Genomic DNA, 16,310 nt, shown 5'->3' with positions numbered 1-16,310 from the left:
CGCGGGGCGGGGCCGGGCCGTCAGAGTGACGTGGTGGGCCAGTCGACGATGCGGATCGCGGCGCCGGCGGCCTCCCGGCCACGGCAGTGGGCGCGGTGACGTCGTACCACGGCGTCGATGTCGAGGCGTCGGGCGAACTCGGGGCGTGCGGCGAGGCGTCGGGCGTAGGACCACAGGGCCGGGTGCGCGGCGACCCGGTCCATCGCGGTGGCGTCCAGGTGCCAGCGGTGGACGGTGTCGAGCTGGACCAGGGTGACCCAGACGCGTACGTCGGCGGCGGTCGGCGCCTCGCCGAGCACGTACGGGTGGCGGGCGAGACGGCGTTCCAGGGAGCCGAGTGCCGCGAAGAGGACGGTGAGGGGGTCGCGGTGGGCGGACTCGCCGTCGAGTCCGAGTTCGCCGGCCCGCTGGGCGGCCCCGTTGACGCTCCTCTCGCACAGGTCGGTGATCGCCTCGATCTCGGCCCGGTGCTCCTCGGGCAGCAGCTCCGGGCCGTCCCCCCGGAAGCGGAGGGCGAGGTCCCGGAGGATGTCGGGGACGTGGGTGCTGACGATCCGACCGGTCCAGCCGTCGCTGAGGACGGGCGCGGCGGCCGGCCCGCGGTAGAGGTGGGCGCTCGCCTCGTACAGCGGACGGAGCGCCTCGTAACCGCCGTCCGGGCTGTCGGGGGTGTCGGGCAGCACGGTGAGCGGAAGCGTGTCGTCGAGTCCGAGAAGGCCGTGGGTGAGGGCGATGCTCAGACAGTCGGGGTCGGACGGTGCGACATGGAGGCGGTAGCGGTGCGGCACGGCGTAGTGACCGCTGCGCACGTCGCGGCCGATCCGGCCGCGGAACACGGGTGCGGCGGAGGCCGGCAACAGTGAGGAGGGGACGACGGACATGCTTCTCCCTTGGGGTTGCTCGGCGCTGGGTCTGGGCGGCTCGCGTCGGCGCCGGTCGCGGGAGCGCGACGGCGGCACCGGGCGCGGGACCCTGAGGCAGCAGAGGTACGGGAAGGAGGAGACGGGTGTCGGCGGACAGGCGGAGCCGTGGACACACGCCTCCGCAGGGGCCGGCCCCGTCGACGAGCCGCGCCGTGGACGAGCGTCTCAGCGGGCGGGACGGACACCCCGGCGGGCGGGGTGACTTGCCGCGCTGCAGACCCGCAGGAGGTCGATGTGCCTGCGGGACGTGAGGCGGGGGGAGCGAGGAAGGGGTGCGGCGGCGGGTGGGGTGTCCCCTCGACCTCTGGGTCCCATGGTTCCCTACCTGTTCGCTCGGTTTTCCCGTCCCTGAGTGTCCGGCCGGGCCCGGGTGACGTCAAGGTGCGGAACGGGCCATCTCCCCCGACGTGCGGGATACTGCGCGCATGCGCATTTCAGCCAGGGCCGATTACGCGGTGCGTGCCGCCCTCCAGCTCGCCGCCGCCCAGGACGCGGGCCCGCTGAAGGCGGAGGCCATCGCCGAGGGCCAGGGCATCTCGCACAAGTTCCTCGAAGGGATCCTGGGCGACATGCGCAAGGGCGGCCTGGTGCTGAGCCAGCGCGGGGGCAACGGCGGCTACTGGCTGGCCAGGCCGGCGGAGTCGATCTCGGTGGCGGAGGTCATCCGCTGCGTGGACGGCCCGTTGGTCTCCGTCCGCGGGGAGCGGCCGCCGGACCTGTCGTACACCGGGCCCGCGGAGTCCCTGCTCACCGTGTGGATCGCCCTGAGGGCCGGTGTCCGTGAGGTGCTCGCGGTCTCGCTGGCGGAGGTGGCGGCGGCCGAGCTGCCGGCCGGGATCCTCACGCTCGCGGACGACCCGGAGGCCTGGACCAACCCCTGAGGGCCGCGGGGCCGCTCTCCGGGCGAGCCGGATCGACCCTTCGCCGAACCGGGACCGGCCCCTGAGCTGCGGGACCCACCCCGTACAGCCTGCTCGGACGTGACGCCTGTCTCGCAGATCAAGACGACCCTGTCCACCCTGCGGACGCCCCTTGGGCCGGGCCGACCACCTCTGCCACTATCCCTACTATTCCAGTGGGAATACTCGGGAACACCATGGACCAGGTGAGGTGACGTGAGTACGCCGAGGAGATCACCGAAGAGAGCAGCGATACGCACCGCCTACGCACCGCTCGGCCGGCCGGGCGGCCACCCCGCCGACCGGCCGGCCGACGACGAGATCTGGCCCCGCGTCACCCGTGAACTCGCCGACGACCTGGCCGTCGACGCCCTCGCGAGGGACCGGGCGGGAAAGGCCCCGTTCGACGAGGTCGCCCGGCTCCAGGAGGCCGGACTGCCCGCCCTGCTCACAGCGCCCGGACCGGGCGGGCGGGGCGCCGACTGGCGGACCGCGTCCGCGGTCGTACGGGAGATCGCCGCCGCGGACGGCTCGGTGGGTGAACTCCTCGCCCACCACTACGCGCTGTCCTGGAGCAGCCGCTTCTTCGGTCCCGTGCGCAAGCCGGGCAGCCGACGTCCCAGCGGGCCCGCGCTCGACGCCCGTACGGCTGAGGGGCGCTGGCTGCTCGCCGGGGGCGTCGAGCCGCCCCGCGAAGAGACCGGCCCCGGTCTGACGCTCACGCCCGCCGCCGCGGGCCGCGGATGGGTCCTCGACGGGAGCCGGGCCTTCGCCTCCGCCGTGACCGTGGCCGACCGCCTCGTCGTCGGGGCCCGCCCCGACGGAACGGGCGAACTGTGCGTCGTCCTGGTGGATCCGGCGCTGCCCGGGGTGTTCACCGACGCCGGGACGGACCGGGTCGGTCAGCGCCTCGCGGGCGCGGGCACCGTGTCCTTCGACCGGGTCACGGTCGCGCCGGAGGACGTCATCGGCGGCGTCCCGCAGGACGAGCACGCCGTCGCCCCGTACACCACCCTCGCTCCCCTCGCTCTGCGACTGCTCCTCGTCCAGGTCGCCCTGGGCGTCGCCGAGGGGGCACTCGCCGAGGCCCGGGACGTCCGCCGCGCCGGACAGGCGGGAGCGACGCCGGCCGGACACCCGATCGGCCTCACCGGAGCGGACGGCCTCTCGGCGCCCGGCGCAGGGGACGATCCGTACCTCCTCCTCGCCTACGGGGAGCTGGCGACCGCCGCGCACACCGCGGCGGCGGTGGTGGAGCGGGCCACGGAAGCACTCGCCCGCGGTCTGCTCGCCGCCCGTTCGCTCGGCCCGGAGGAACGGGCCGACATCGCCGTCCTGGTGGCGGCGGCCGAGACGGTCACCGGCCGGGCGGCCGTTCACGTCACCACCCGCGTCCTCGAACTCGTCGACGGCACGGCGGGCGCCGACGTCCGCACCGGAGGGCCGGGCTTCGACCGCTTCTGGCGGAACGCCCGCACCCTCACGGCCCCCACGCGCGCGGCCCACCGGCTCCGTGACATAGGCGACCACTACCTCAACGGCAGCCACACGCGGCTCACCCTGCCCGCCTGACCGGGACCGCGCCGGCGGGGCAGGCGACGGACGGACCGGCATGTCGGAACGTCCGGCCCTCTCGCCGGACCGCCGATGGGCCCAAGCTGGGAGAGGAATGGGCCGGCCGACCGGCGGGCCCGACAGCGCGCGCACGGAGGCATCCTGATGAGTCATGAGATCGTCGCAGGGGTGGACGGCTCCCCGGAGAGCCTCGCCGCGGCCGACTGGGCCGCCCGCGAGGCCGTCCACCGAGGGCTCCCGCTCCGGCTCGCGCACGCCTGGCGCTGGGAACCCCTCGACCTTCCCCTGGTGCAGGACCGCGCCGCACAGGAGCGCGTCGCGGAGGCGGTCGTGCGCGAGGCGGAGGCCACGATCGCCGGCCGCTACCCGGACCTCGGGCTCACCGCGGAGGTCCTCGGCGACACGCCCGCCACGGCGCTGCTCGGCACCGCGGAGCGCGCCGAGATGCTCGTCATCGGCTCGCGCGGCCACGGGGCGGTGGCCGGCTTCCTGCTCGGCTCGTACGGGCAGCAGATCACCGCCGCCGCCACCTGTCCCGTGGTGGCCGTCAGGTCCCGCGACGGTGAGCCCGCCGAACCGCCCACGGGGCACGTGCTCGTGGGCCAGCTCGGCGGCCCGGAGGACAGTGCCCCCGCGCTGCGCTTCGCGTTCGAGACCGCCGCCGCCCGCGGGGCCTCGGTGCGGGCCGTGCGGGCGTGGAGCCTGCCGCCGCTGTTCGCGTACAGCCCGACCTCGATGCGGCTCGCCGACGAGGCCGGCGGGCTCATCCCGTACGAGGAGAAGGCGCTGCGCGAGGCGCTGGCCCCCTGGCGCGAGCGCTACCCGGACGTTCCGGTCGGCGAGCACGTCGAGCTGGGCAGCGCCGGTCAGGTACTGCTGTCCGCCTCGGGGGCCGCCCAGCTGATGGTGGTCGGCCGGCGGGCCCGGCGGGGGGCGGTCGGGCCCCGGATCGGGTCCGTGGCGCACGCGGCGCTCCACCTCGCGCCCTGTCCGGTGGCGGTCGTCCCGCAGGGCTGAAAGGGTTCAGACGGGCCACACGGGGCGACACGCCGTGTCGACGCCGCCTTGACGAGGAGTGTCGGAGCGGGCCGGGCCGGAAAGGGTTACGCCGTCGCCCCGGTGGCTCTCCCCAGCGCCGGACCGTCCGGCGACCACGGCGAGAGAGCGGAGTTCCATGCGGCACCACGACCATCCGGAGGACCGGGCGGCGCACGCGGACGGCCGGCACCGCGGGGCACGCAGGTGGCGGCGCCCGCGCCGCCGTCCGTCCTTCCGCACCGCCGTCACCCTCGCCGGAGCCGCGACCGCCGTACTGACGGTGGCGACCGGGACCTACATGGCGGCTTCCACCGGTGCGGGCCCCAGGCCCTCGGGCCCCGGCGTCGGAAACCCCACGGCATCGGGCACCACCGTCGCGGGCCCCGGGGCCGCCGCTCCCGCCGTCGCGGCACCGGTCGCGCCCCACGGGGAACGACAGGGCGCGGTCAAGGCGGCCGAGGCGCCGGCGGGCAAGGCCGCGAGCTTCGTCCAGGACCTGGTCGCCCGCGTCAACGCCGAGCGTGAGGACGCCGGGTGCGCGCCGCTCCGCGCCGAGCGTCATATGCGGACCGCCGCCCAGAGGCACGCGGACGACATGGCCGCACGCGACTACTACAGCCATGACAGCCCGGACGGCCGCGACGGCGGCGACCGGCTGAGCGACGCCGGGTACGCGTGGTCGGCCTGGGCGGAGAACATCCACCGGGGTCCGAAGACCCCGGCCCAGGCCATGGGTGACTGGATGGAGAGCTCCGGCCACCGGGCGAACATCCTCAACTGTTCCTTCAAGGACATCGGGGTCGGCGTGGCCCTCACCGCCGACGGCGCCTACTGGGTGCAGAACTTCGGCGCCAAGCGCTGAACCCCGGAGGGTCAGGAGGCGGGGGCCGCCAGCTTCTGCACCCAGATCGTGCCGCCGGGACCGGGCGCCGACGCCACTCCGGTGTCCCGGTACCGGCAGTCGAGCATGTTCTCCTCGTGCATCGAGCCGTCCGTCCAGTCCTCGACGACGGACCGCGGGTCGGCCGCACCGCGGGCGAGGTTCTCGGCCCAGGCGCTCCAGTCGTAACCGGCCTCCGTGATCCGCACGTCCGCGTACTCGCCCTCGGGGCTGGCGTGACCGTAGTAGTCGCGCGCCGCCATGTCCTCGGCGTACCCGCGGGCCGCCGCGGTGAGGCGGGGGTCGACCCGCAGCGGCGCGCAACCGGCGGCCGCACGGAGCCGGTTGACGAGTCCGGTGACCCGTTCCCCGGCGTCGGGCGTCGGCGTGGGGCGCGCGGTGGGGCGGGGCGCCGGCGGGGTGGTCGGCGGGATCGTCGTCGGGGGGGGCGCGGCGACGGTGGTGGCCACAGTGGGGGTCGTCGGGGCCGGGGAGGGGGCCGCCGGGGGCGCCGCGGCGGGCCTGCCGGGCTTCACGCGCGCGTGCGGCTCCTGCGGTACGAGGAGGGTGACCGCCCCGAGGACGGCGACGGCCGCCGTTCCGGCGAGTGCCGCACGCCGGAACGACGTCCGTCGGGGGACGGCCCCGAAGGCACCGGGGTCGGGGGCGGCGCCCTCGCCGGCAGGCGCGCCGGGGTCGCGCGCCTCGCCGCCACCGGACGCCTGGGCAGCGGGCACGAGCGCGTCGCTCTCCCCGGGTGCGGGTGAGACCGGTTCCGGGCTGTCCCCGCCCCCCGACGCGAGGGCGCCCGGTTCCAGGCTGTCGCCGCCTACGGCCACGACCGGTTCCAGGCCGTCGACGCCATCGAGTCCGACGGCCAGCGGGGGCACGAGGCCGAGGCCGACCAGGAGGCCTTCGACGGGGGCGAGGCCGCGGCGGCCGGTCACCCGGGCGGTGCAGTCGGCGCAGGTCCGCAGATGCCGGGCGACGCGCTTGCGCCAGAGCGGGGAGGGGCGGCCGTCCCAGGCCGTGACGGTCTCCGCGAGGCCGGGGCACAGCGGCGCGGCGTCCAGGGCGCGGACGACGGCCCGGCCGGTTTCGAGGCGTTCCTTCATCCGCTGGACACGGACGGCGGCGTGCTGCAGCGAGATGCCGCCGAGGCCCTCGGCGAGCTCGGCGCGGGTCAGCTCGCCCGCGGCCTCCAGCCACCAGAGGGCGAGGAGTTCACGGTCGTCCTCGTCGAGCCAGCGGGTGGCGCGGGCGACGTCCCTGCGCTGTCCGGAGAGGCCGAGCCGGAGGATGGTGACCTCGGTGAAGTCGCCGGCCGGGTCGGCGAGGTGGGTGGCCCGGTCGAGGCCGGGCACGGGTGCCTGCCGGTGTTCGCGCCAGCGGCGGCGTACACCGTTCATGGCGATGGCGACGAGCCAGGACCGGAAGCGGGCCGGGTCGCGGAGACCGGTCAGGCCGTCCAGGGCGCGGACCATCGTCTCCTGGACGATGTCGTCGGTGTCGGCGTGCCCGTCGAGGGCCCGCCCGACAATGTTGTGGACGAGGGGCAGATACGCGCGTACCAGTGCGTCCCTCGCCTGCGCGTCACCGGCCCTGGCCGCTTCCACCAGTGCGGTGGTGCGGCGCTCGTCGATGTGCATGGGTCTGCTCCCTCATCCCTGGTTCGAGTCCCCCGTCCTCCGGAGACCCCTGGGCGTGGGAGGGATAACACTTCTTCACGGTGCGGGGCGCGGACCCCTACCTGGGGGGTGCCGTGGGCAGGGTCGGGACCGTGGCCCCGTTCCCCTCCCGGACGGCTTCCACGACGTCGTCGTGGAGATCGCGGCTCTCCTCCTCCGTCGCGCACGGAACGGGACTGCCCGACATGGTGAACCAGTCGGACGCGCCGCTGTACTGCACGGCCACGCGTGCTTCGCCGTCGGCCCAGGTCGTGTGCACGGTCAGATCGCCCGTGACGACACCACCCTCGTCGGTCAGCACGCCACCTCGCCCGGTGTAGACACCGGCGGTCGTCCAGGATGCCCAGCTCATCCATCCAGGTTCACACCCGGACGGCGGATGCGCCACCGACAAGGCCGCCCCGGCCGGAGGAGTTCCGGCCGGGGCGGTCCAGGTGGTCCCGTGCCGGTCAGGCGAGGGACGCGACGGCCTCGTTGAACGTGGCGGACGGGCGCATCACGGCCGCGGCCTTGGCCGGGTCGGGCTGGTAGTAGCCACCGATCTCGGCCGGGGAGCCCTGGACGGCGTTCAGCTCGTCGACGATCTTCTGCTCGTTGGTCGAGAGGGTCTCGGCCAGCGGGGCGAAGGCCTTGGCCAGCTCCGCGTCCTCGGTCTGGGCGGCCAGCTCCTGGGCCCAGTAGAGGGCGAGGTAGAAGTGGCTGCCGCGGTTGTCGATACCACCGAGGCGACGGGTCGGCGACTTGTCCTCGTTGAGGAAGGTGCCGGTGGCGCGGTCGAGGGTGTCGGCGAGGACCTGGGCACGGGAGTTGCCCGTGGACGTCGCGAGGTGCTCGAAGCTGGCGGCCAGGGCGAAGAACTCGCCGAGGCTGTCCCAGCGGAGGTAGTTCTCCTTGACGAGCTGCTGGACGTGCTTCGGGGCGGAGCCGCCGGCGCCGGTCTCGAAGAGCCCGCCGCCCGCCATCAGCGGGACGACCGACAGCATCTTGGCGCTGGTACCCAGCTCCAGGATGGGGAAGAGGTCGGTCAGGTAGTCGCGGAGGACGTTGCCCGTGACGGAGATGGTGTCCTCGCCGCGGCGGATGCGCTCCAGGGAGAACGTGGTGGCGTCGACCGGGGACATGATCTTGATGTCCAGGCCCTCGGTGTCGTGCTCCGACAGGTACTGCTTGACCTTGGCGATGAGCTGCGCGTCGTGGGCGCGGTTCTCGTCCAGCCAGAAGACGGCCGGGGCGCCGGTGGCGCGGGCGCGGGTGACGGCGAGCTTGACCCAGTCCTGGATGGGCAGGTCCTTGGTCTGGCAGGCACGGAAGATGTCGCCCTCGGCGACCTCCTGCTCCAGGACGGCGTTGCCCCGGGAGTCGACGAGGCGGACGGTGCCGGCCTGGGCGATCTCGAAGGTCTTGTCGTGGGAGCCGTACTCCTCGGCCTTCTGCGCCATGAGGCCGACGTTCGGGACGGAGCCCATCGTCGACGGGTCGAAGGCGCCGTTGGCGCGGCAGTCGTCGATGACGACCTGGTACACGCCCGAGTAGCTGTGGTCCGGGAGGACCGCCAGGGTGTCGGCCTCCTGGCCGTCCGGGCCCCACATGTGGCCGGAGGTGCGGATCATGGCCGGCATCGAGGCGTCGACGATGACGTCGGACGGCACGTGCAGGTTGGTGATGCCCTTGTCGGAGTCGACCATGGCGAGGGCGGGGCCGGCGGCGAGCTCGGCCTCGAAGGAGGCCTTGATCTCCTCACCCTGCGGGAGGGACTCCAGGCCCTTCAGGACGCCGCCGAGACCGTCGTTCGGGGAGAGACCGGCGGCCGCCAGCGTCTCGCCGTACGTGGCGAAGGTCTGCGGGAAGAAGGCGCGCACGACGTGGCCGAAGACGATGGGGTCGGAGACCTTCATCATGGTGGCCTTGAGGTGCACGGAGAAGAGCACGCCCTCGGCCTTGGCGCGGGCGACCTGCTCGCTCAGGAAGGTGCGCAGGGCGGCGGCGCGCATGACGGCGGCGTCGACGACCTCGCCGGCGACGACCTTGAGCGGCTCGCGGAGCTCGCTGGTGGTGCCGTCGGCGGCGGTGAACTCGAAGCGGAGGGTGTCGTCCTCGGCGATGACGACGGACTTCTCCGTGGAGGCGAAGTCGTTCTCGCTCATCGTGGCGACGTTCGTCTTGGACTCGGGGGTCCAGGCGCCCATGCGGTGCGGGTGGGCCTTGGCGTAGTTCTTCACCGAGCCGGGCGCGCGGCGGTCGGAGTTGCCCTCGCGCAGGACCGGGTTGACGGCCGAGCCCTTGATCTTGTCGTAGCGGGCGCGGATGTCCCGCTCCTCGTCGGTCTTCGGGTCGTCCGGGTAGGCCGGGAGGGCGTAGCCCTGCGCCTGCAGCTCGGCGACGGCCGCCTTGAGCTGCGGGATGGACGCCGAGACGTTCGGCAGCTTGATGATGTTGGCGCCGGGCGTCTTGGCCAGGTCACCGAGCTCGGAGAGGGCGTCGGCGATGCGCTGGCCCTCCTCCAGGTACTCGGGGAAGACGGCGATGATGCGGCCCGCGAGGGAGATGTCCCGCGTCTCGACCGTGACGCCGGCCTGCGAGGCATACGCCTGGATCACGGGCAGGAACGAGTACGTCGCCAGGGCGGGCGCCTCGTCAGTGTGGGTGTAGATGATGGTCGAGTCAGTCACCAGGGTTCTCCAGCTCCACGTCTGCGTATGCGAGATTGCTCGACATCAAGATATCTCGTGATCGAGGTCCTCGGTAAAGGGGTCCACGAGCTCGCAGTCCCGGGGTGCGCCGGCGGCCTCGACGAACGGTCCGTCGAGCCGGTAGTGGGCGGGGACGCCGCCCAGCTCGACGCGGCGGAGCAGCGCGAGGAGGAGCAGCCCCGCCGCGGCGACGACGCCGGCGGCGAGTGCCTGGCCGCAGCGGTGGGCGAGCCGGAGCTGGGCCGGGTCGTAGGCGCCGGTGGCGGGCGGGACGAGGGTGGGGCCGAGCAGCCAGAGGCCCGCGCCGAGTCCGGCGGCGGCGAGGAGGAGGAGCGGCAGGGTCACGGGGAGGCCGACCAGGGCGGGCCCGCGCCGGGCGCCGGGGTGCACCTTGCCCTTGCGGGCGAGCAGGGCGAGGAGGCCGCAGTGGACGGCGAGGGCCACCAGGGCTCCGGCGACGACGTCGCCGGGCCGGTGCCTGCCGGCCGCGACGGTGTGGGCGCCGACGCCGACGGCCCAGAGCGTGGCCGCGCCGACGACGAGACCGCGCTGCCGGTACGGGACGACGAGGGCGAGGCCGAGGGCGATGCCCAGGGCCAGCGTCGTCTGGGCGCTGGGGAAGCCGCTGGGGACGAGCGGCCCGCCGGGGTCGGGAAGCGGGGGGCGCGGTGCGTACCGCTGGAGCAGTCCGGTGAGGGCGAGGGCGGTGACGACCGCGCCGGCGGCCGCCCCGGTAAGGGCGTACCGCCCGCGTATGAGACCGACGGCGAGGAGCAGGACGCAGCCGGTGGCCAGGGAGAGCGTGGTGAGTCCGGTGAGTGAGGGGTGCTCGCGGATCAGGGTGGCGGCGACGGTGTCGGCGCGCCGGCCGGCCATGGCGGCGTCGCCCCAGCGGCGGCCGGTCGCGGTGAGCACGAGCCCCGCGTAGGTGACGGTGAGGACGAGGACGGCACCGAGACAGGCACGTCGGGTCCGGGTGCGGACGCGGGTGCTGAACGAGCCTGGCGCCTCGCCCGCCACGGCGGCGTACCACCAGGTGTCGCCGGTCTCCAGCGGCCTCGGGGAGCCGCCCGCGCGGGACCTGTCGTAGGAAGCCATGCCCCGATTCGAACCCACCCGTGGTGGCCCCGCCCGCTGGACGCACCCGAACGGCGAACCGGGCGGGGCGGGCCCGCCGCCGGCCTCTCGCCGGCTCCCTGCCGAGGTCGGCGGGCCTGTGCCGGGGCGGGCTGACGGGGAGGGCGTACGTCGACGGGCGCGGCGCCCGACGTCAGGAGGACGCGCGGACGACGAGTTCCGTCGGGAGCATCGTGCGGGGTTGATCGTCGGGGTCGCCGGGTGCGGCGATCTCCTGCAGGAGGAGACGGGCCATGGCGCGGCCCATCTCCTCGATGGGCTGGCGGACGCTGGTCAGCGGCGGGTCCATGTGCCGGGCCACGGCCGAATCGTCGACGCCGACGAGGGCGACGTCCTCGGGGACGCTGCGGCCCGCCTCGCGCAGCACGCCCCGGGCGCCCGCCGCCATGACGTCGGAGGCGGCGAAGACGGCGTCCAGGCCGGGCCGGCGGTCCAGGAGTTCGCGCATGGCGCGGCGGCCGCCCTCCTCGGTGAAGTCACCGCCGGCGACGAGCCCCTCGTCGGCGGTGAGTCCGGCGTCGGCCAGGCCCTCGCGGTAGCCGTCGAGGCGGCAGCGGGCCACGTACATGTCGAGGGGGCCGGTGATGGTCGCGATCGCGCGGCGGCCGCGCGCGGCGAGGTGGGCGACGGCGGTCCGGCCGGCGCCGGTGTTGTCGGAGTCGACGAAGGCGACGCGCTCGTCCTCGGTGCGGCGGCCGTTGAGCACGGCGGGCAGGCCGAGGGCGCGGACCTGGTCGGGCAGCGGGTCGTCGCCGTGGACGGAGACGAGGAGGACGCCGTCGACGCGCTGGGCGGCGAGGTACTGCTCGAAGCGCTGCCGCTCCTGCTCGCTGCGGATCAGGGTGAGCAGCAACTGTTTGTCGGCGTCGGCGAGTTCACTGCTGACGCCGCGGATGATGTCGAGGAAGTAGGGCTCGGCGAAGAGCCGGGCCTCGGTCTCGGGGATCACCAGGGCGACGGCGTCGGTCCGGCTGCCGGCGAGCGCGCGGGCGGCGCGGTTGGGCACGTAGCCGAGTTCGGCGACGGCCCGTTCGACGGCGGCCTTGGCCTGTTCGCTGACCCGGGGCGAGCCGTTGATGACCCGGGAGACCGTGCCGCGGCCGACTCCGGCCAGCGCCGCGACCTCTTCCAGGGTGGGCCTGCCGGTCTGACGCCCGCTCACCGCCATGTGCCGCTTCTCCCCTCGGGCAGCCGCCCCGCCTGCGTGTGCACGCGAACCTATCAGGCGGAACGGCGGGCCCCCGGGGTGTCGGAAGGGGGTTCAGGAGCCGGTAGGGGCGAGCTCGGCCATGGCTCCCCAGCCCTGCTGGGGCACCTCGACGTTGATGATCTCGGGGGTGGTGGCGATGGCTCCGGCCATGGCGGCGAGACCGGCCGTGAAGTGCGGGGACGTGACGTGCGCGGCGCCCGCCTCGGCGTCGGCGAAGGCTTCGAGGAGGACGAAGACGTTCGGGTCGTCGACGCTGCGGGACCAGTCGAAGAAGAGGTTACCGGGCTCCTCGCGGGTGGCGCGGGTGAAGTCGGCGACGAGGTCGAGCCAGCGGTCGGCGTGGTCGGGACGCGCGGTGAAACGGACGGCGATGAAGATCATGCGTCCAGCCTGCACCGCGAGGGCGGGCGGGGCCGGCCGGGGCCCTCAGGATTCCGGCAGGGCCGGAAACTCCGGTACGGCCCGGGCGAGCGCGGCCCGGATCTTCCCCTGGCGCCGTCCGAGGTCGCCGGTCGGCAGGGACACGGAGAGGGCGTGCACGATGCCGTCGCCCCGCTCGGGCAGCGCCACGGCGAGGCAGGTGTACGCGAGGTCCGCCTCGCCCACCGACACGGCGAAGCCCTGGCCCCGCACCCGGTCGACCTCGGCCTCGAAGCGTGCGGCGCCGGTGATGGTGCGCTCGGTGAAGCGGGCCATCCCGTGCTCGGCGAGGTAACGGCGGCGCAGGGGACGCGGGAGCGCGGCGAGCAGCGCCTTGCCGTGGGCGGTCGCGTGGGCACGGCTCTCGGGGCCCGGCGCGAAGGGGTGGCCGGTGTCGGTGACGGGGGCGGTGGTGTCGACGACGGTGATCAGCCCGTCGCGGTAGGCGGTGTGGTACGCCTCCGCGCTGGTGGCCCGCCGCAGCCGGCCGAGGAGCTCCCCGGTGCCGGCGCCGAGTCCGTGGTGCCGCTGGTGGGAGCGGTGCAGGGCGGGGACGCGGGGTCCGGGCGCGTATCCCTCGGCGGTGCGGGCGAGGTAGCCGCGGGCGAGCAGGGGGCCGGTGACGTGGTAGACGGTCGACAGGGCGCAACCGAGCTGCCGCGCCAGCGCTTTGGCGCCGACGGGCCGGTCGGCGTCGGCGACGGCGTCGAGGACGGCGAGGGCCCGGTCGGCCGACCGGGGCCCGGGGCTCGGGAGGGCGGGCATCGCACCAGCGTAGGCGGCGGCCCGGGCCCCTCTCCCACCAGGACCCCTCCGCGATCCGGCGGCAACGCTCCGTGCCGACCTCGCCGCGGTCCGTATCACCGCAGGTCAGATCGCCCTTATGTGCATAAGACACTCTTTCGGCGTATCGTCGGGTGGATTCCCTCATCGCCGACGCCACGGGAGAGCGTGTGCCCCGCTCCAGGACCGACCAAGCCCCGACGCACCGCGCGGAGCGCCGACCGCGTCTCCGGGCGACGGTCATCGCGACAGCCGTGGTCGCCGTCGCCGCGGGCGGGCTGTACGTGGCCGGGGTGCTCGCGACCGGTGACGACATATCCGCCGGCACCCGGATCGCCGGTGTGGACGTGGGCGGCATGAGCCGGGCCGAGGCCCGCACCAGGCTCGCGGCGCAGGCCCCGGCGGCGTGGAGCGCGCCGATACCCGTGCGGATCGGCGACCGCACCACGACCGTGGCGCCCGCCTCCGCCGGTCTTTCGGTGGACCTGGAGAAGACCGCCGACGAGGCGGCCGACCCCTCGCGCGATCCCGTCACCGTCATCGGGCGGCTCTTCTCCTCCGGCGAGCGCGACATCCGCCCCGTGTTCGCTCACGACGCCGACAAGACGCGCGCGGCCGTGGCCGAGCTGGCCGAGAAGTACGACCGCGAGGTGCGCGAGGGGTCGGTCGCCTTCCGTGGGGGCAAGGCCGTCGCGACCCCGTCGGTCACGGGCCAGCGACTGGACACCGGGCGGGCCGTCGAGACCCTGCGCGCGGCCTATCCCGCCACGGGCACCGCGCCCGTGACCCTCCCCGTCACCCGGACCGAGCCGAAGCTCCCCGCGGCCGAGGTGACCCGCTTCCTCGACACGTACGCGAAGCCCGCGATGTCCGGCCCGGTGACGCTCACGGCCGGCACCGACCGGCTGCGGATCTCCCCCGCCACCCTCGGCGACCACCTCACGGTGAAGGCGGCGAACGGCCGGCTCAGCGCCGCGCTCGACGCCGAGGCGCTGTTCCGGGACCCCGACGTGGCACGGCCGGTCGCCTCGCTGACGGGCGCGCCCGTGGAGGCCACGCTCGGGGTGCGGGACGGCAAGGTCGTGGTGGAGTCCGAGGGCCGGCCGGGTCGCGAGGTGACGTCGAAGGCCCTCGGCGACGCCGTACGCCCGCTGCTGACCGAGACCGGCGCGGCCGCCCGTACCGCTCCGGTGGTCACGGCGGCCACCCAGCCCGAGCTGACCGCCGCCTCCCTCGCCCGTCTCGGCATCACCGAGCAGATGTCGACGTTCACGGTGGACTTCCCGACGGCGCCGTACCGCACGACGAACATCGGACGCGCCGCCGAGCTCATCGACGGCTCGGTCGTGCAGCCCGGCGAGGTGTGGAGCTTCAACAGGACGGTCGGCGAACGCACCCCGGACAACGGTTTCGTCGACGGCACGATGATCCTCGACGGCCAGTACCGGTCCGCGCCCGGCGGCGGTGTGTCGGCCATGGCCACCACCGTCTACAACGCCATGTTCTTCGCCGGGGTCAAGCCCGTCGAGTACGGCGCCCACTCCTTCTACATCGAGCGCTACCCGGCCGGCCGGGAGGCGACCGTGGCCTGGGGCAGCCTGGACCTGAAGTTCCGCAACGACTCCGGGAAGCCGATCTACATCAAGGCGGACGCGACGGACTCCTCCGTGACCGTGAGCTTCCTCGGGACGAAGAAGTACGACTCGGTGGAGGCGGTCGCCGGGCCCCGCACCAACCTCAAGGAGCCCGCGAAGCGCGAGGGCACCGGCGAGGCCTGTATGCCGCAGGAGCCGCTGGAGGGCTTCGACATCGCCGTGGACCGGGTGTTCAAGGACGGCGGCGCCGAGGTCAAGCGGGAGACGTTCAGGACCCACTACACCCCGCGCGACGAGGTGATCTGCGAGTGACCCGGGGGTGCCCGGCGGGCACCCGCACGGACGGAAGGGTGTCTTCCGATACGGCCGGGGCATGACTCCGAAGCACGGCCCACCAGGCCAGGGCCGCCCGCTACCCGTCGGAGGCACGCCTTGGCGCAGCGCAGCGACCCCTTCGAGCGTCTCCTCGGCGACGCGGTGCGCGCGGGCGTCTGCCCCGGTGCCGTATGGGCCGTGGGTGACACCCGTACGACCGTGTCGGAGGGGGCCGTCGGTCTGCTCGACCCGGCCCGCCCCGACGAACCCACGCGTCCCGGCACGCTCTTCGACGTCGCCAGCCTCACCAAGATCCTCGCCGTCTGGGCGGTGACCGGCACCCTCGTCGACGCGGGAAAGCTCGATCTGGCCGCCCCGCTCGGTTCGTTCTGGCCCGAGGCGGCGGGACGCCCCCTCGCCGGGGTCACGCCCCACCACCTCCTCACGCACACGGCGGGGCTGCCGCTCCGCGCCAATCTGCGGCACCTGTACGGCTCCGACCCGCAGGACGTCCGGGACGGCGTCCTCGCCGAGCCGCTCCGGCACCGGCCCGGGGCGGCCGTCGCGTACACCGACCGGGCCGCGCTCATCCTCGGCTACCTGGCCGAGCACCTCACCCGGCGTCCCCTCCCCCGCCTCGCCGAGGACCGGGTGTGGAGCCCCCTCGGCATGACGGAGACCCGGTACGGTCCCCTGCCGGCCGCGGTCAGGGAGCGGTGCGCGCCCACGGAGTACGACGAGGAGAGCGGCGCCCCGCTCCGGGGCGTCGTCCACGACTTCTCGGCCCGGCTCCTGGGCGGCGCCTGCGGGATCGCGGGGGTGTTCACCACCGCCCCCGACATCGGGCGGTTCCTGCGCCAGGTCCTCGCCCCGGTGCCCGGCGTCTTCTCCGCCGACTGGACGGCCGCCTCGCTCCGGGTGCGCACCGGGGGGCTCGTACCGCCGCGCGGGCTGTTCTGGCATCCGGCGCCGGGCACGGCCCCCTCGGACGACGTCTGGGCGCACTTCGGCTTCACCGGCACGGCCCTGTGGGTGTCGCCGGCCCGTGACCGCTGGGCGGTCCTGCTCACCAACCGGCTCCGGCTGACCCGCGACGCCGAACCGCTCACCCGCGTCAGGAACGCCTTCCGGACCCTCGCCTTCACGTGACGCGCACC

14 protein-coding genes are annotated in these 16,310 nt (G+C 74.7%); 6 read left to right on the top strand and 8 right to left on the bottom strand.

The window, feature by feature from the left end:
- Positions 1 to 20 precede the first annotated feature (20 nt).
- A complete protein-coding gene (locus ACFWV2_RS17045; protein WP_384405823.1) occupies positions 21 to 881 on the bottom strand; it encodes a glutathione S-transferase C-terminal domain-containing protein in 861 nt (286 codons plus the stop codon).
- A 467-nt stretch (positions 882 to 1,348) separates the two neighbouring features.
- On the opposite strand from ACFWV2_RS17045, the gene ACFWV2_RS17040 reads away from it, so the two are divergent.
- The 4 genes from ACFWV2_RS17040 to ACFWV2_RS17025 all read left to right on the top strand — a co-directional run bounded on the left by ACFWV2_RS17040 (position 1,349) and on the right by ACFWV2_RS17025 (position 5,297).
- Complete coding sequence (locus ACFWV2_RS17040; protein ID WP_384405822.1) at positions 1,349 to 1,804, top strand: RrF2 family transcriptional regulator; 456 nt, start codon at positions 1,349 to 1,351, stop codon at positions 1,802 to 1,804.
- Positions 1,805 to 2,038: 234 nt separating this feature from the next.
- A complete protein-coding gene (locus tag ACFWV2_RS17035; protein WP_384405821.1) occupies positions 2,039 to 3,394 on the top strand; it encodes an acyl-CoA dehydrogenase family protein in 1,356 nt (451 codons plus the stop codon).
- A gap of 147 nt (positions 3,395 to 3,541) precedes the next feature.
- Complete coding sequence (locus ACFWV2_RS17030; protein WP_384405820.1) at positions 3,542 to 4,414, top strand: universal stress protein; 873 nt, start codon at positions 3,542 to 3,544, stop codon at positions 4,412 to 4,414.
- Positions 4,415 to 4,571: 157 nt separating this feature from the next.
- Entirely contained in the window at positions 4,572 to 5,297 is a 726-nt protein-coding gene (locus ACFWV2_RS17025) for a CAP domain-containing protein (protein WP_384405819.1), read from the top strand.
- Between the two features lie 11 nt (positions 5,298 to 5,308).
- On the opposite strand, the gene ACFWV2_RS17020 is transcribed toward ACFWV2_RS17025, so the two are convergent.
- The 7 genes from ACFWV2_RS17020 to ACFWV2_RS16990 form a co-directional block, all read right to left on the bottom strand.
- Positions 5,309 to 6,964 carry a sigma-70 family RNA polymerase sigma factor gene (locus tag ACFWV2_RS17020; RefSeq protein WP_384405818.1) on the bottom strand — a complete coding sequence of 552 codons (1,656 nt, stop codon included), beginning with the start codon at positions 6,962 to 6,964 and terminating at the stop codon, positions 5,309 to 5,311.
- Between the two features lie 97 nt (positions 6,965 to 7,061).
- Positions 7,062 to 7,355: a hypothetical protein gene (locus ACFWV2_RS17015; protein WP_360792891.1), complete on the bottom strand. Its 294-nt coding sequence runs from the start codon at positions 7,353 to 7,355 to the stop codon at positions 7,062 to 7,064.
- Positions 7,356 to 7,452: 97 nt separating this feature from the next.
- Positions 7,453 to 9,672: an NADP-dependent isocitrate dehydrogenase gene (locus ACFWV2_RS17010; RefSeq protein ID WP_384405817.1), complete on the bottom strand. Its 2,220-nt coding sequence runs from the start codon at positions 9,670 to 9,672 to the stop codon at positions 7,453 to 7,455.
- Between the two features lie 45 nt (positions 9,673 to 9,717).
- The gene (locus ACFWV2_RS17005) at positions 9,718 to 10,791 is read right to left on the bottom strand and encodes a phosphatase PAP2 family protein (RefSeq protein WP_384405816.1); all 1,074 of its coding nucleotides are present in this window, start codon (positions 10,789 to 10,791) and stop codon (positions 9,718 to 9,720) included.
- Between the two features lie 172 nt (positions 10,792 to 10,963).
- Positions 10,964 to 11,998 carry a LacI family DNA-binding transcriptional regulator gene (locus ACFWV2_RS17000; protein ID WP_384405815.1) on the bottom strand — a complete coding sequence of 345 codons (1,035 nt, stop codon included), beginning with the start codon at positions 11,996 to 11,998 and terminating at the stop codon, positions 10,964 to 10,966.
- Between the two features lie 93 nt (positions 11,999 to 12,091).
- On the bottom strand, positions 12,092 to 12,421 hold the full coding sequence (locus ACFWV2_RS16995) for a putative quinol monooxygenase (protein WP_384405814.1): 330 nt from the start codon (positions 12,419 to 12,421) through the stop codon (positions 12,092 to 12,094).
- 45 nt (positions 12,422 to 12,466) lie between these two features.
- Positions 12,467 to 13,225, bottom strand: coding sequence for an IclR family transcriptional regulator (locus ACFWV2_RS16990; protein ID WP_384405813.1), 759 nt, complete (start codon positions 13,223 to 13,225; stop codon positions 12,467 to 12,469).
- 188 nt (positions 13,226 to 13,413) lie between these two features.
- Here ACFWV2_RS16990 and ACFWV2_RS16985 point away from each other — a divergent pair, with 188 nt between their 5' ends.
- On the top strand, positions 13,414 to 15,150 hold the full coding sequence (locus ACFWV2_RS16985) for a VanW family protein (protein WP_384405812.1): 1,737 nt from the start codon (positions 13,414 to 13,416) through the stop codon (positions 15,148 to 15,150).
- Positions 15,151 to 15,270: 120 nt separating this feature from the next.
- Positions 15,271 to 16,302 (top strand): serine hydrolase domain-containing protein, encoded by a 1,032-nt coding sequence (locus ACFWV2_RS16980; RefSeq protein WP_384405811.1) that lies wholly within the window; start codon positions 15,271 to 15,273, stop codon positions 16,300 to 16,302.
- Positions 16,303 to 16,310: the final 8 nt, after the last annotated feature.

This window comes from Streptomyces sp. NPDC058671 (assembly GCF_042716475.1).
In the GTDB taxonomy this organism is placed as follows: domain Bacteria; phylum Actinomycetota; class Actinomycetes; order Streptomycetales; family Streptomycetaceae; genus Streptomyces.
This window is presented reverse-complemented; position numbering and strand designations above follow the sequence as displayed.

What these genes read in the sequence shown, in the direction of transcription:
- ACFWV2_RS17045 (WP_384405823.1), bottom strand. Translation starts at nt 881, where the DNA reads ATGTCCGTCGTCCCCTCCTCACTGTTGCCGGCCTCCGCCGCACCCGTG.
- ACFWV2_RS17040 (WP_384405822.1), top strand. Translation starts at nt 1,349, where the DNA reads ATGCGCATTTCAGCCAGGGCCGATTACGCGGTGCGTGCCGCCCTCCAG.
- ACFWV2_RS17030 (WP_384405820.1), top strand. Translation starts at nt 3,542, where the DNA reads ATGAGTCATGAGATCGTCGCAGGGGTGGACGGCTCCCCGGAGAGCCTC.
- ACFWV2_RS17025 (WP_384405819.1), top strand. Translation starts at nt 4,572, where the DNA reads ATGCGGCACCACGACCATCCGGAGGACCGGGCGGCGCACGCGGACGGC.
- ACFWV2_RS17020 (WP_384405818.1), bottom strand. Translation starts at nt 6,964, where the DNA reads ATGCACATCGACGAGCGCCGCACCACCGCACTGGTGGAAGCGGCCAGG.
- ACFWV2_RS17015 (WP_360792891.1), bottom strand. Translation starts at nt 7,355, where the DNA reads ATGAGCTGGGCATCCTGGACGACCGCCGGTGTCTACACCGGGCGAGGT.
- ACFWV2_RS17005 (WP_384405816.1), bottom strand. Translation starts at nt 10,791, where the DNA reads ATGGCTTCCTACGACAGGTCCCGCGCGGGCGGCTCCCCGAGGCCGCTG.
- ACFWV2_RS17000 (WP_384405815.1), bottom strand. Translation starts at nt 11,998, where the DNA reads ATGGCGGTGAGCGGGCGTCAGACCGGCAGGCCCACCCTGGAAGAGGTC.
- ACFWV2_RS16995 (WP_384405814.1), bottom strand. Translation starts at nt 12,421, where the DNA reads ATGATCTTCATCGCCGTCCGTTTCACCGCGCGTCCCGACCACGCCGAC.
- ACFWV2_RS16990 (WP_384405813.1), bottom strand. Translation starts at nt 13,225, where the DNA reads ATGCCCGCCCTCCCGAGCCCCGGGCCCCGGTCGGCCGACCGGGCCCTC.